Below are 14,973 nucleotides of genomic sequence, written 5' to 3'. Positions count from 1 at the left end.
CAAAGAGGGCTAGACACGAAGTATATTAAGTGGATTGCACAAAGGGAGTTAGAACAATTGCAGAACGCTAGACTTAGGTACTAAAAAGCCCCTAATGATTAGGGGCTATGAATTAGTATCGTTGAATCGCTATCGAGCTTATTGCTCAGTTTCTTCGATAAGCTCTTGCACTGGAGATGCAGGTTTGTTTTGAGCAAAACCTCGCAAACCAACAACGTGTACATGTTCGTGATCTTTGAAGACCTTACGTACCAGTTTGTAGGTTGTACCTTTCTCTGGGCTGATGTTCTCAGGGGCTGCAATCAGAAGCTGCATACCTAGACGGTCACACAGTTCAAACAACGTAGAGATAGATTTCGCATCCAGACGTGCTGCTTCATCGAGGAACAACAAGCGACATGGAACGATGTCTTTACTACGAAGTCGACGTGACTCTTCTTCCCAGCTCTGAACCACCATCAGTAGGATAGATTGACCGGTACCGATCGCCTCACCGGTAGAAAGTGCTCCTGATTCCGCTTGTAGCCAGCCATCTGAACCACGGTTAACTTCAACACTGAGTTCTAAGTAGTTACGGTAATCCAGCAACTCTTCACCCAGAACTTGCGGAGAACGTTGACCCATATCGATATGTGGGTTCACACGTTGGAACAATTTCGCCATTGCTTCTGAGAAGGTGAAGCGCGTTGATTCAAACAAGTCTTTGTGCTGCTCTTGCTGAGTCGCTAGCCCTGACAGCAAGATTTCGTGGCTTTCACGGATCTTAACGTTTAGACGCACGCCCTTAACCTGACCAAAGTAGATGTTAGACAGACCTTGGTTTAGCATTCGAATACGGTTCTGCTCACGCTGAATCGTCTTCTTAATGATGCTTGCTACCGACTCAGAGCTGATCGCTAAGCGATTTTCACGCTGCGTCAGTTCTTCTGTTAATCGAGCGAGCTCAACTTCCATCTCTTCGATTGCTTCAACCGGATCATCCGTATGAATGATGTCTTGGCGAATACGCTCGCGAAGATGTTGATAAACTGCAATATAGAACAGAACTTTACGCTCTGGATGTGCGTTGTCTTCCGATAGACGCAGCGAATCACGTAAGTCGTCATTGTCAGCTACAGCCAGACGTAGCGCACCCAATGATTTATCCGACATTGAGCGAAGTTCACCCGCCGTTAGGTAAGCCAGTTCACGCTTGTGCAGACGACGTTCAACATCATTTTCACGAGCTAAACGAAGTACTGAGCACCAACCTGCTTTTGCTGCAACTACGAAGGTACGAAGTTCTGTGTACTCTTTCTGTACTTTCTTAAGACGCTTAGCCAGTGCTTTCATCTCAAGTTCCGTTGACGTAATCGTACGCTCGTATTCACTCTTACGGCTGCGAGATGTGTGTAGACGCTCTTGAAGCTCGTCACGGCGACGTACAGCACGCTCTTCTGCGCCTTCATCAGCGTTTACACCGAACTCTTGAAGCTCTTGCTTGAACTCTTGAACCGTTTCTTGCTTCGCTTGATGTGAGCTCTTCAATGCCGCCAATACTTGGTTGTATTGGTTCATCTGTTCACGAGCTTGCTTCAAGCCATCACGACCTTTGGTTCTTGCTTGTTCCGCTTGAACCAGTTTTGCTTTCAGTTGTTCGCTCAGTTCGCTGCTCTTGTTAAGCAAATCAACAGAGTCCGCGTAAGCAAAGTAGTGACGACGCTCAATCAAATCAGACAGCGCGAACACTTTACCTTTTAGAGTTTGTAGCGCGTTATCAGCTTGACGATATTCGGCTTCCAAAGCTTCGAACTGCTCTGGGTCAGCGTCTAGTGCAGATACGATTTGCTCTAGAGAAGTAAGCGCTTTACCGTGAGTATTCAAATAAAACTTAGCTTCACTTAAACGCTCTAGTTGCGCTTCTAATTCAGCTAAGCGCTCAGCCAATGTTTCGTCTTCTAAAATACGAACCATTGGCGCTAATTTATCTAATGCACCAAGTGCCTGCTTGCTTTGTAGAAGCTGGCTACGTTGTTGCTGCTCTTTAGAGTTAAGCTCAGCCAGAGAACGAACAATTTGATTGCGCTTATCACGAATCGCAGTAAGTGCTTGTTCTGGGTCTGCGTTAAACGCAACGTGTAGGTGCTTCGCAACAAAGCTGTTGAATGCTTGGTATAAGCGATTCAGTTTTTGAGAGTCAAACGCTGCTTTCGCGTGGTTCTCAACGACAACATCACGCTCTTCGCGCAATTTCTCTAGGCGCTGTTCACGAGCCGCACGGCCAAACAGTGGGATCTCAGGAAAACGAGAGTAACGCATTTGGCGATCGTTCAGCTGAACACATACCGCGCCTTCAAGCTCATCGGCATTAAACGAGCTGTCATCAAACGCGTCTACATCGCCTTCTAGGATGTAAAGGTCTTCTGGACAATCATCAAGATCCACCAGCTTCTCTTTAATACCATCAAGATCCGAAACCACAATCGCGTGACGAGCTGGGCCGTACATCGCACTAAAGTACGGCGCATCACCGATCGTGATGTCATCGTAGATCTCAGAAAGCAGTACGCCACCAAGCGTATCCGCCAGGCCTTTCAGGCGAGGATCGTTAGAACCACCTGGCGAAGCTAAACGCTCAATCTCTTGCTCAAGTTCAGCTCGGCGCGTTGCCAACTGATCTTTTGCTACCGCTTGAGATTTCTCGTCTTCAAGTACTTGCTGCATTTGAGTCATTACCGCTTGGCTATCTTCTAGCTCAGCGTCTGTTTGATCTCTTAAAGCTTCAAGTGCATCGTTTGCCGTGATCCACGCAGGAGCAATTGACTCAAGTTTTTGAATCTCTTGGTCGTGGTTTTGTTGTACACGACGTTGCTCACTCTTCGCTTCACGCAGCTCTTCTTGAGCGAACTCAAGGGACTCGATCTGCATAGCGTGACGTTCACGTTCTTCATCGAAAACCGCTTCATCAGTCAGTGAGATGTTGTGTTGTTTTTGGTATTCAGTCGCAAGCTCTTTTGCTTGACGCTGCTGAGCCACATCACGAGCCATGTCGCGGTGCTGAGCACGCCATTGCTGTTCGTTCTCAACAACGTGTTTTGCGTTACGGCCTTTTTCTAGAGCTTGCTTAGCGCTGCTAGACGCTTCTTTACGCTCAACGTCACCAACGATGCTTTTAACTAAAGACAGTGCTTTGTCGAACTGTGCAGAAGCTGCAGAAGACATGTCTAGCTTGTGCTTAGTAGACAGTAGCGTTTGAGTGCTTGATTCTTCTTGTGCTTTTAGCTCAGAAACAAGAGTTAATGCACTTTCTGCCGTAATAGACTCATCACCAAGTAACTGTTTGGTTTTCTCTAATGCTTGAACGGCTTGCTGGTATTGCAGCGCACGAGTTTGCTGAACGTCTAACGCTTGTTGGTAATCAGCAAGCTGAGTTTTCAGGCTATCCACTTCTTCTTCGGTAATGGTTGCCTGCTCTTCAGCAAGAAGTACTCGCTCTTGAGCTTCTTCAACCACCATCATCTGCTCTTCTAGACGCTCATTAAGCTCTTCTAGATCTTCACTGTAGCGTGCAATTTTCTCTTGCTGGCGAAGTGCAGTTTGAACCAATTGAAGATGATCCGAAGCCGCTTGATAATCTTGCTCTAGTGCCGACTCTTGATCGACCAACAGCTCTAATTCTTCTTGAACACGGTTCAACAAGTTATTTTGATCATGCAAGGTTTCACGCGAACCAAACAGTTCACCACGAAACTTCATGGTTTGATCAAGCTTGTTACGACGATCGTTGGCATGGCGCATGTAATCTGCTGCCACGTAGTTCGTAGATTCAGTGATCAAGTGTTTGAACAGGTCACGGTCCGACTGAGTCGTTTTGATCGCTTCTAACGTCATACGGTTTTCGCGTAGTGCTGATTCCATGTCTTGGAATGCTTTCTTCACACCACCGTTTTGCGGTAGGAGATAATCACGCAGAGAACGCGTAATCGCACTAGAAATACCGCCGTAAAGCGATGCTTCGATCAAACGGTAGAACTTAGAACGGTCGCTGCTGTTACGCAGTTTCTTCGGTACCACACCGTATTCAAACATTTGCGAGTGGTAATCAACAATCGAAGAGAAGGCTTTGAAGTGCGCGCCTTCGTACTGTGCTACCGCGGCTTTTACGTCGTTCAACTGACATACGCGAGCATGGCTGTCGGAAACGTTCTGAATCAACACATCCGTTGGTTTCACATGGCTTGGAAGGCCTTGGATTACGAACGGTTTGATGTCTACTTTCTTGTCACGACCCGCAACTTGCTGCAGTTTTACTGCAAACAGTAGGCGTTGGTTACGAGAGTTCACCACATCCAGCGCAGCGTAACATGCGCCAGGTTGAAGCTTACCGTATAGACCTTTGTCACGAGATGACTGTGAGCTACCCGCTTCCGTTGTATTACGGAAATGCAGAAGGCTTTGGTCAGGAATCAACGCTGTGATGAATGCCGCCATAGTGGTCGACTTACCTGCACCGTTACCGCCAGAAAGCGTTGTAACCAATCCATCAATATCAAAAGTACGCGCGAAGAAGCCGTTCCAGTTGACCATGGTTAATGATTGATACTTACCTCTTTCAATCATGCTTCACCTTCTACTTTTGTTGGTTCGCCGTCGTTTGACTCAAGGTCAAAGTCAGCTTGATCGTTAAAAATGTCTTGTTGACCGTTTTCGTCTACGCCTGCATCTACTTCTGATACGGCTTCCGCTTGTTCTTCATTCAACAAGCTGCCTTGGTTAGGCTCTTGAGTATGCACCACAGCTTCACCATCACGGATAAGACGCAGTTGAGCTTCTTTCATATCATCGCCAACACGTACGTCAGCACCAAAACGGAATACTGCTTCGCTGATACGGAACTTGCCCGTCTCGCCAATCGCAATCAACATGCCGATACGACGTAAGCGACGTAGAGAAGTACGCACTTTTTCAAACAGCTTTTCTTTGTCTAAATCAGAACCCGACGCACGGTTTGTCGCAAGCTTCATGAGTTTTTTCTCATCCGCTAACGACATCAACTCATCAAACAGCTCTTGGTTAGTAAAGATACCTTCGTGTGCTAGACGCTCTGGGCTTAGGTACAAAAAACACAGTACCTTACCAACAAGCATGTCTAGCTCAGACAAAACACTACGACCGATTAGCGACGTAGAACGCGGACGCAGGTAAAAAAAGCCTTCTGGCGCTTTCACAAGCTCGGTGTTGTAGCGTTGGTAGAAATGCTGAAGCTCAACTTCAAAATCAGAAAGTAACGCGTGGTTATCTAAGTCTTCTGTTGAAATATGCTTACCTGAACGCAGCATGCTGTCTAGCGCAGGGAACAATGGGTTCGCTATCGCTTTTACCAGTTTCTCTGGCATGTAATCATCAGTACTTGTTAATGACATTTGCTTGTACCTTTGCACCGAAATCGTTGATTGCCTGCCAATCTGGCTGAATAGCCTGATAGTCAGATTCTGAGTAACCTAAGCGCACGGCTTGGTCGACAACAATTCTGGCTAAATCAAAATGGTGTGTGCGAGGGTGTTCAGCGAGGTAATCGCGTAGCACAAGGCCAAGATCAATTGGCGCACCTTGCTGTTTGTGAGCTTTCAACATCTCTGCTATTCGGTCTGAAAGCAGATCATTCACTTGCTCAAATTCTTCGTATTCTACGTCGATTGGTGCTTGGCCCATTACTTCGTCATCACGAAGTACTAAGGCTTCATCACGCAAATCGGTAAGCTTTTCAGCATCGGCGTAGGTCAATAACCAAGGCGCATCAAAGTAGTCGGTAACCGACTGACGCAAGCGTTGGCTAAAGGCACGGTTTTTATCCATATCAATCGCGGTACGGATAAACTTGTGAACATGGCGGTCGTAGCCGATCCACAAATCGATCGCTTGCTGACCCCAACTAGTAATTCGGTCGAGCTTCATCTGCAAGCCGAATAGGGTTTCGCCAACGAACTCGAGTTCATCGTCACCGTAAACAATTTCTTGAATATCGAGGATCTGTGTTTGCAGTTCATCACCCGCCGCTTGCAAGGTGTCTTGCAATTCTTTTAGCGTGGAGGAGGTTTCTGATAGCAAGGTTTCGCAGTTGTTGATCGCCTCACGCCAATCTTTGTTAAGAAGGTCGGCAATTTGCTGCTTAACGGTTTGCTGCTGCTCATCCATAACACGTTGGTTAAGATCTATCTGATCGAAAATCTCACCAACAGAATACTTGAGCACGCCGTAAACGTTCTTTCTCCAATGTCCTGGAGTTCCGCCCTTCTGCGCAGCTTCAATGGCTTTAGCCATCTCGTCTGCAACCATAGAAAGCTGGATAGACAATTTTAATTTAGAGAACTGACGGTGACGTAAGTAATAATCTGAGATACCAATCGCTAATGGCGACAAACGGTAAATGCTCGCACCATCGGTAATTTCGCTGGTAAAGCGGCTAATCAACTTCTGTTTAACTAACTCGTTGATGGCATTGTTGGCACGAAACGCGGACGCTTCACCAGTATCTTCAAACAGTCGAGTGACGATGGTAAATGCATCGTGCAGTTCACCCTCGCCCAACTCTTCATCGAACCTTTCATTGCTTAGTACTGCGATAGCAATCAAAAATGCTAAGCGCTCTGGTGGCAAATTTAATGAAAAATCATGCTGCTTGACCCAGCCCACCAACTCATCAATTGGCTGCTCTTCGGCAGTTTGAGTCATTTCACTCATTGTGGTTCCTGTTACTGTTCTTCGTCATATCGAACATGTTAGATATGACGCCTATTTCTTTATGACGCGGGCTTCTTGCGATTGCATAGCGCATGCTGTGGCTTCTTTTACCACATTCACCGCTATTATTGCGCAGGTTTTTGAGCCCAAACGTGAATATAACGGCCTAGCGACAGGTATGGCTCTTGGCGACATAGCTGTTTTTCTAGTTCCAATACATCTTCAAATTGGTAATCGCCCATGTACTCCATATTACCTATGTAGTCACTGAAAGAGCGAATGCCTGATTTACCACAGATTTCTAGACCAGCGTCTTCTACCCATTGATAAACCTCTTCTGGCTTTAAGCCTTTTTGTGGTTGCAGCTTAAACCGTTTTCGATGTGGCATCCCATTCAATACATGAGGAATGTTGCCACAAATCACATTTTTCAGGACTAATCCGTGGTGGTTGTAAAACATTATCGAGGCAACGCCACCCGGTTTGACTTGTTCAAGCAATAAATCAAGCGCTTCTTTAGGATCGGCTAACCATTCCATTACGGCATGAAACATCACAAAATCGACTTTCTCATCGAGATGTTCTGCAACTTTTTGTACCGGAGAATGGATAAATCGATACTGCTCTAACAAACCCGCTTCGCTAATACTCTCTTCTGCTAGCTTCAGCATCTCAGAAGATAGATCACACAAAGAAACCTTATGCCCAAGCGACGCAATTTTTTGCGACATCTGCGCAAGGCCACCTCCAGCATCAAGCACATGCAGTGGTGATGCTAAATGCTCAAATTTGCTCAAAGCTTGTTCTAAATCTTCCCATACGATGATCTGACGGATCTCTCCTTTGTCAGAGCCGTAAATATTTTTTGCAAATTTGTGGGCAATATCGTCGAAATTACGGTCTTCAGTCACGGCTACTTGAGTTATTATGTCCTATCGTGCCTGCTATTCTGTCACAGGAATTTCAGGAATAAAGAGGCGATGTCTCTTTTTACTACTAAGTGATGTTTTTTCGGACTATTCGGATATGTTTGAGCTGAAAAAAGTAGTGTCTTCGCTATTGATGCCACTACCAGCAATGTTAATTCTCGCTTTTCTGGGTTTAGCCCTAGTGATGTTTACTACCAAAAGGAAGACGGGTTGCCTAATCACCCTTTCAGCCCTATGTGGTATTTTCCTAATCGCTTTCCAACCAGTTTCTAGTCAACTTTTAATGCCAATGGAAAGGCAACACACCGCTTTTTTACCTGTCGATGAAACCGTCGATTACGTAATGGTTCTCGGAAGTGGTCACGTCGTAGATGACCAAATTCCACCGACATCAGAACTGAGCCGCACCGGCCTGATGCGCTTAAGTGAAGGGATTCGTATTCTACGTCTTTACCCTGGTGCAAAACTCATTTTGTCTGGCTATGGCGCAGGCACTGAAGTAAGTAACGCAAGAATGATGGCTAAAGTTGCACTAGCACTTGGTGTTGCGAAGCCTGATATCATTCTACTTGAAACAGCAAAAGACACCTGGGAAGAAGCCCGCCAAGCTGCTGCGTTTGTTAAGAATAAAAGAATGGTGCTAGTGACTTCAGCTAGCCATATGACTCGTGCACTGAACGAATTCAATGCTGCCGGCATGAAACCTCTACCAGCACCAACTAACTACCTTGCACAAGAAGGGATTGTTGAGCCTTGGAATAAGTACATGCCAAAAGCTCTTTACCTTGAGCAGACTGAGCGCTATTGGCACGAAACCATGGGATTGGTTTGGCAAAGCCTACGCGATTGGCTTGATACAAGTAATGACCCTATTCAAGATCCTATTGTTGTTCCAGAGGCGTCCAGCCTAGTTGATGGCGGTGACGTTTCTGCAGCGCAGCCTCAATAATCAAACCGCATAAAACATTTAGGACGGTACAATTAAGTAAAAAAAGCCGAGACATCAATGATGTCTCGGCTTTTTCGTTCATATGTCGTTGCTGACTAGAAGTTCACGAAGAACATTAGTCACCAGCGAACATGTAACCTTCACCGTGAACCGTCACAAAGATTTGTGGGTTCTTAGGGTCGAATTCCATTTTTGCACGCATGCGACGAATCAGTACGTCGATCGTACGGTCATTCGGTGCATCCACTCGGTGGCTGATCATATTCAGAATACGTTCGCGACTTAATACTTGGTTAGGGTAAGAAGACAAAGCCACCAACAGTTCGTATTCAGCTTTAGTCAGCTTCACTGGCTCGCCATTTTTGCTTAGCGCACGACGAGGAATATCAAATGTCCACTCACCGAAACGAACCACAGACTCGTCTGATGTTTCTTCTACTGCGCCAGCTGCCGTTTTACGAGCGGCAGAAATACGCCAAAGTAGGTTTTTAACTCGAACCAATAACTCGCGGAGTTCGAAGGGTTTAGTAACGTAATCGTCCGCGCCCATTTCAAGGCCAACGATTTTGTCGATGCTATCCGTGCGTCCAGTAACTAAAATAATTCCAATGTCTGATTGACTGCGTAATTCGCGAGTTAGCATCAATCCATCTTCGCCTGGTAAGTTGATGTCCAGCATAATGAGGTCAACGTTGTTTTCTTCTAACACGCTTCTCATTTGAGCGCCGCTTTCCGCTTCGCTCACTGTGTAACCTTCGTTCTGGAAGTATCCAACCAGTTTACTGCGGGTTACCACATCATCTTCTACGACTAATACGTGATAGCTCATCTACACCACTTTTCTTATTTAATAGTTTCAGTGACTATTCTATTCATAACTCGTAACAATTCTAGTAGTACAGAAGATAAAAGCCAGAAACATGGATTTTTTTTGATACAAGACAATCTTAAACCTTGCTATTTATCGTCCATCGCAATTCAATATAGGCATTACTACTAACGAGTAACTTTGCGTTTCGCAAATAACCTTGTTATTCAGCCTTGGTGTGCTTATGCCCAAGTGACTTCAAGATGCATATAAGTAACATCACAAGACTAAGTCAGGATCTAACAAATGAAAGATACGAAAGCGTTCAACGAGCAAAGAGCAGAAATATACTGGTGGCTATCAAGCTTATTTGCCAAAGAGCTCACTCAAGAAGAACTCGATCACTACCACTCTGTTGAAATTCGTTCTTTCCTGACTGGTTTAGGCGAAAATGAAACACTAAAGCCAGCGATTGATAAGCTAGTGGATGCGCTTAACCGCCTACAAACACGTGAAGATGCTCAACTAGAATTGTCTGCAGACTTTTGCGATCTTTTCTTAAAAACAGATAAACACGGTGCTCTTCCTTACGCTTCTATGTATATCGGTGAAACTGGCCTTTTGAATGATAAGCCTGCAAAAGATATGGAAGAGATCATGGCTAAGCACAATTTAGTGGTGAACCAAGATCTAAAAGAGCCAGCAGACCACATTGCTATCGAACTCGATTTCCTTGGTAACTTGATCATTAGTTCAAACGAAACGGATATTGAAGAAGAGCTAGAGAATTCATTTGCCGTTCAACAGCAGTTTATCGAACAACAACTGCTGACTTGGGTACCAAAGTTCAACGTGAAATGTCATGACGTTGATGAATTCGGTTTCTACGCCTCCGTCTCATCTTTGCTACTCGCATTCTGTCAATTAGACACTCAATATTTAGCTGGTGAATAGCTTATTGGATGACTAGGTAAATAAATTCAGTAGAATGTGACAATTCACCCGGATTTCTGGGTGAATTTTATTGCGAGTAATTTCTAGTCAGTCTAAAATTGTGACCGCAAACGATAAAATATGAAACATTCACGAAATGCTATGCTTATTAAAGTTCAGAGCATTTCGGTGTTAAGACAAGCCGCTCAATAGCGGTTTTTTGTTTTTTAGCACTTTAGTACCCAAAGAGCCCTACAAATTTAAGCTCTTAGTTAGGTAGCTTAACGGCTACTTTATTCCGTACTTGGGGAAAGTAGCTTCTAATAGGATAAAACCATGGCCACTATAAAAGATGTCGCTCGCTTAGCCGGCGTATCAACAACAACCGTTTCTCACGTAATCAATAAAACTCGCTTTGTTGCAGAAGCAACTCAAGAAAAAGTAAACAAAGCCGTAGATGAACTAAACTATGCACCAAGTGCTGTTGCTCGTAGTTTGAAGTGTAATACCACACGCACTATCGGCATGCTTGTGACTCAATCAACTAACTTATTCTTCTCTGAAGTTATCGATGGTGTTGAGAGCTACTGCTACCGTCAAGGTTACACTTTGATCCTGTGTAATACGGGCGGTATCTATGAGAAGCAACGTGACTACATTCGAATGCTTGCAGAGAAACGTGTAGATGGCATCTTAGTTATGTGTTCTGACCTAACTGAAGAACTAAGAGAGATGTTAGACCGTCACGCTGACATCCCTAAAGTTATCATGGACTGGGGCCCTGAGAGCTCTCAGGCTGATAAGATCATCGATAACTCTGAAGAAGGTGGCTACCTAGCGACCAAATACCTTATTGAACGCGGTCACTCTAAGATTGCATGTTTAAGTGGCCACTTAGACAAAGCAGCATGTGTTGAACGTATTGCCGGTTACAAGCGCGCACTCAACGAAGCTAAGATTTCTGCCGATGAAAATATGATCATCGAAGGCAACTTCGAGTGTGATACAGCAGTACTTGCTGCAGAACAAATCGTTGAGATGGAAGATCGCCCAACGGCGGTATTCTGCTTTAACGATACAATGGCACTCGGCCTAATGAGCCGCCTGCAAGAAAAAGGCATTCGCATTCCTGAAGATATCTCAGTGATCGGTTACGACAACATCGAACTGGCTGAATACTTCTCTCCGCCGTTAACGACAGTTCACCAACCAAAACGTCGTGTTGGTAAGAATGCATTCGAAATTCTATTAGAGCGCATCAAAGACAAAGACCACGAAAAACGCGTCTTCGAAATGCACCCTGAAATTGTTGAGCGAAGTACAGTTAAAACGTTAAATTAATTGATAATTCAAGTTTAATGTCATCAAGCGCACCTTTAGGTGCGCTTTTTTTATCAGCAACTATAATGAACCTATATGCACAATGGAAAGATCATTAATTGAAGCAATGTCACATTTTGAAATATCAACTGTGAGCTTCATTCAACAAAAACTTTATTCTATTCAATCAGTCACGCACAGGGCAAACCACTCGAAAGAGTGAGACGCAAAGCTTCCGGCCTAAACCACTCGTTGGTATGGTAGCGGGGTTACCGATGGCAAAATGCAGTAACTACTAATAATTTAGTAATTTACGGCTTATTGACAATGTAATTGCAACATTTTGCTAATCTCTCGGACCTGCTTATTTGGTGGCGTAGTTCAAATACACCGAGATAAATAACATGGATAAACCGATACTAAAGGACTCGATGAAGTTATTTGAGTCCCTAGGAAAAATAAAATCACGCTCAATGTTTGGTGGCTTCGGTCTTTTTGCTGATGACACTATGTTTGCTCTGGTTGTAAATGACCAGTTGCACATACGCGCAGACAGAGGCACAACGAAACAATTCGAACAACAAGGGTTTCAACCATACGTCTACAAAAAACGTGGTTTCCCTGTCGTTACTAAATATTTCGCTTTACCTGAAGGCTTATGGCAAGACCAAGAAAAAATCTTGCAACTTGCAACCACGTCTCTAGGTTTTGCTAAAGAAGAAAAAGCTGAGCAGTCTTCTGCTAAGCCGACCCGACTCAAAGATCTGCCTAATCTTCGACTCGCTACCGAGCGTATGTTGAAAAAGGCAGGGATCGATTCTGTAGAACGTTTATATGAATCTGGCTCTGTAAACGCATTTAACGCCATCAAAGAATCGCATGCGTCTTCTGTCAGTATTGAACTACTTTGGGCGCTAGAAGGCGCGATCAATGGTACACATTGGTCTGTTATACCGCAGCAGCGTCGCGAAGAGCTTATCAATCGGGTCAATTAACATTGTCAGTGCAATCTATATACATAACTAAGCCGCATTTACTGCGGCTTTTTTTATATCTGATGAAAGTTAATCTATGCTTTGCCTGTCTATCTATACTATCGGTATGCATTGAAAATTTAGAGGAAGTATCAATGAGTAAGAAAATGATATTGGGTATTGTGTTGGTCGTAACCATCGTGGTGTTAGGCATCAATTTCGGCCAGTACTTAACGCTTGAAAATGCTAAGGCTCAACAAGCTGTGTTAAATGACTATATTGATAGCAACTTTATTGCTGCTGCCGCTATCTATTTTATCGCGTATGTAATGATTACAGCTTTCTCCATTCCCGGTGCCGCTGTTGTAACCCTATTAGGGGCCGCGCTATTTGGTTTCTGGAACAGCTTGCTGCTAGTATCTTTCGCAAGTGCGATCGGTGCGACCTTAGCCTTCTTAAGTAGCCGTTACCTGTTGCGTGACTGGATTCAAACCAAGTTTGGTGACAAATTGGCGACGATTAACAAGGGGGTTGAAAAAGACGGCGCATTTTACTTATTTTCTCTGCGTCTGATTCCTGTATTCCCATTTTTCCTTATCAACCTATTGATGGGTTTAACACCGATGTCAGTGAGTCGTTATTACATTACGAGTCAAATCGGGATGTTACCGGGGACGGCGGTTTTCTTGAATGCTGGTACTCAGCTCGCAGAAATTGATTCACTTTCAGGCATCGTCTCCCCTTCAGTACTATTGTCATTTGCGTTATTGGGGATATTCCCAATAGTTGCTAAATGGTTGATGAGTAAGTTTCGCTCAGCACCCGTAGCTGAATAATTTATAATAGCCAAATAACACAGATAGCCGAATAAGGTTCTATTTCAATGAAAATCTTCAGTGCATCGAATCCGACAGAAGCTCATATCATCTGTGGATTGTTAGAAAGCGAGAATATTGCCTGTGAAGTCCGTGGTGAAGGGTTATTCGGATTGAAAGGGGAAATCCCATTTACGGCAGAAACTGACCCTTACGTGTGGTTATATGAGCCAGAATTGGCCAGTAAAGCTCGCACGATCGTCAATGACTACCAAAAACAGCAAGATTCTATCATCTATGAAGAGTGGCGTTGTGGTGAGTGTCATGAAGTCAACGAAGCGCAATTCGGCTCTTGTTGGCAGTGCGGTGCTGCTTCACCCGAATAGCAGAGTTTCAGTGACCTTATAAGACAATTAGGCCGATACCTCCTCCAAATAAAAACGGGAAGCTAAAATTAGCTTCCCGTTTTTATTTCAATTCGATTCAATCATTATCTTTGATTTCGCGCCTAGAAAATCACTGGATTTGTTTTTGAATAAACGCAATCGAACGCTGATTAAACTCTTCAGGGTTTTCCACGTTACATACGTGCCCACAATTCGGAATCTCTACTAGCTCGCTCGACTCATGCGCTGCGACCATTTCTTTAACTGGTTTGATGAACATGTAATCTCGCTCACCCATCAAATACAAAGTCGGAATCGGCAACTCTCTGTCTTTGAAATATTTCATCAATGGGTTTACATCAGCCGTTAATATAAACCATCGTTTAAACTCTTTTTGACACAGTTTTTTCGCTTCACGGATAAACAGGTGACGAGACTCTTTCTGGCTTTTTTGTGGCATAACAACGTAAGCAAAAAGGCTGTATAACCACATATAAGGAATGATGTGCTTGCTGAGGTTACCCAGCTTGATTAAGACTTGAGAACGAGTGTTGAGTTTAGTCACGGCACCACCCAGCACCATTGAGCGTACACGACCGGCCGCTAATTCGGCAACGTTACGCACAATAATCGTACCCAAAGACATGCCGACGAAATGTGCAGAACGGATTTTAAGATGGTCTAACACTTTAAGAATATCAAGCGTCACCGATTTAAACGTATAACGATTCGAAATCAGCCCTTTAAGTATATTGTCTGATTTACCATGCCCTCTCAGATCAATGAGAAGTAAGTTGAAGTGCTGTTTATACGCTTTGATCTGCTTGAACCAGATGGAGGAACTACCTCCTGCGCCATGCACAAATACAACCCACTCATCGCTCGTAGGGTGAGTAAATGTTTTATGAAATAGTAAACTCTCAGACATACCTATCGCTTTAATTATTGGAATGGAGCTGTGCCTCATCACGAGGCGATGACTAAGGATATCACGCTATTAAGAACTTTAAGTGATAATAGTGTCAAACCTATCATTAGTCATGTGAATACCTACCCCACCTTTTCTACCTGACTAAAATGAGTTTGCAAGCTTTGTCTTCGTAAACGTGATGTGCTCTGACCAGGAAACAAAAAAGGCA

12 protein-coding genes and 1 riboswitch are annotated in these 14,973 nt (G+C 44.3%); of the genes, 6 read left to right on the top strand and 6 right to left on the bottom strand.

Annotation, left to right across the window (positions count from 1 at the left end; genetic code table 11):
• Positions 1–138: 138 nt before the first annotated feature.
• From mukB to cmoM, 4 genes are all read right to left on the bottom strand, one after another.
• Complete coding sequence (gene mukB, locus CWO08_RS14310) at positions 139–4,599, bottom strand: chromosome partition protein MukB (RefSeq protein WP_102480695.1); 4,461 nt, start codon at positions 4,597–4,599, stop codon at positions 139–141.
• Positions 4,596–5,402: a chromosome partition protein MukE gene (mukE, locus tag CWO08_RS14305; protein ID WP_048664682.1), complete on the bottom strand. Its 807-nt coding sequence runs from the start codon at positions 5,400–5,402 to the stop codon at positions 4,596–4,598. Before mukE ends, mukB begins: the two co-directional genes overlap by 4 nt.
• On the bottom strand, positions 5,383–6,720 hold the full coding sequence (gene mukF / locus CWO08_RS14300) for a chromosome partition protein MukF (RefSeq protein ID WP_102432933.1): 1,338 nt from the start codon (positions 6,718–6,720) through the stop codon (positions 5,383–5,385). The genes mukE and mukF overlap by 20 nt, the downstream gene beginning before the upstream one ends.
• Before the next feature lie 125 nt (positions 6,721–6,845).
• Positions 6,846–7,631: a tRNA uridine 5-oxyacetic acid(34) methyltransferase CmoM gene (gene cmoM, locus CWO08_RS14295; RefSeq protein ID WP_102432934.1), complete on the bottom strand. Its 786-nt coding sequence runs from the start codon at positions 7,629–7,631 to the stop codon at positions 6,846–6,848.
• Between the two features lie 115 nt (positions 7,632–7,746).
• On the opposite strand from cmoM, the gene elyC reads away from it, so the two are divergent.
• Complete coding sequence (gene elyC / locus CWO08_RS14290) at positions 7,747–8,598, top strand: envelope biogenesis factor ElyC (protein WP_048659667.1); 852 nt, start codon at positions 7,747–7,749, stop codon at positions 8,596–8,598.
• Positions 8,599–8,713: 115 nt separating this feature from the next.
• On the opposite strand, the gene torR is transcribed toward elyC, so the two are convergent.
• Entirely contained in the window at positions 8,714–9,427 is a 714-nt protein-coding gene (gene torR, locus CWO08_RS14285; RefSeq protein WP_048659668.1) for a two-component system response regulator TorR, read from the bottom strand.
• 285 nt (positions 9,428–9,712) lie between these two features.
• On the opposite strand from torR, the gene torD reads away from it, so the two are divergent.
• From torD to CWO08_RS14260, 5 genes are all read left to right on the top strand, one after another.
• Positions 9,713–10,360 (top strand): molecular chaperone TorD, encoded by a 648-nt coding sequence (gene torD, locus CWO08_RS14280; protein WP_102432935.1) that lies wholly within the window; start codon positions 9,713–9,715, stop codon positions 10,358–10,360.
• A gap of 315 nt (positions 10,361–10,675) precedes the next feature.
• Positions 10,676–11,680 (top strand): HTH-type transcriptional repressor PurR, encoded by a 1,005-nt coding sequence (gene purR, locus CWO08_RS14275; protein ID WP_017062096.1) that lies wholly within the window; start codon positions 10,676–10,678, stop codon positions 11,678–11,680.
• A 170-nt stretch (positions 11,681–11,850) separates the two neighbouring features.
• Positions 11,851–11,936, top strand: a riboswitch (cyclic di-GMP riboswitch).
• A gap of 127 nt (positions 11,937–12,063) precedes the next feature.
• The gene (locus tag CWO08_RS14270; RefSeq protein ID WP_080967311.1) at positions 12,064–12,654 is read left to right on the top strand and encodes a TfoX/Sxy family DNA transformation protein; all 591 of its coding nucleotides are present in this window, start codon (positions 12,064–12,066) and stop codon (positions 12,652–12,654) included.
• 134 nt (positions 12,655–12,788) lie between these two features.
• Positions 12,789–13,469 carry a TVP38/TMEM64 family protein gene (locus CWO08_RS14265; RefSeq protein WP_108020663.1) on the top strand — a complete coding sequence of 227 codons (681 nt, stop codon included), beginning with the start codon at positions 12,789–12,791 and terminating at the stop codon, positions 13,467–13,469.
• 47 nt (positions 13,470–13,516) lie between these two features.
• On the top strand, positions 13,517–13,834 hold the full coding sequence (locus CWO08_RS14260; protein ID WP_108020662.1) for a DUF2007 domain-containing protein: 318 nt from the start codon (positions 13,517–13,519) through the stop codon (positions 13,832–13,834).
• A gap of 130 nt (positions 13,835–13,964) precedes the next feature.
• Here the strand turns inward: CWO08_RS14260 and CWO08_RS14255 are convergent, their stop codons facing one another.
• The gene (locus CWO08_RS14255; protein ID WP_017062100.1) at positions 13,965–14,762 is read right to left on the bottom strand and encodes an alpha/beta fold hydrolase; all 798 of its coding nucleotides are present in this window, start codon (positions 14,760–14,762) and stop codon (positions 13,965–13,967) included.
• Positions 14,763–14,973 lie beyond the last annotated feature (211 nt).

The organism is Vibrio sp. 10N.286.48.B8 (assembly GCF_003050085.1).
GTDB classification, from domain to species: domain Bacteria; phylum Pseudomonadota; class Gammaproteobacteria; order Enterobacterales; family Vibrionaceae; genus Vibrio; species Vibrio crassostreae.
Note: the sequence above shows the minus strand (reverse complement) of the source record. Positions and strands in the feature narration are given on the sequence as shown.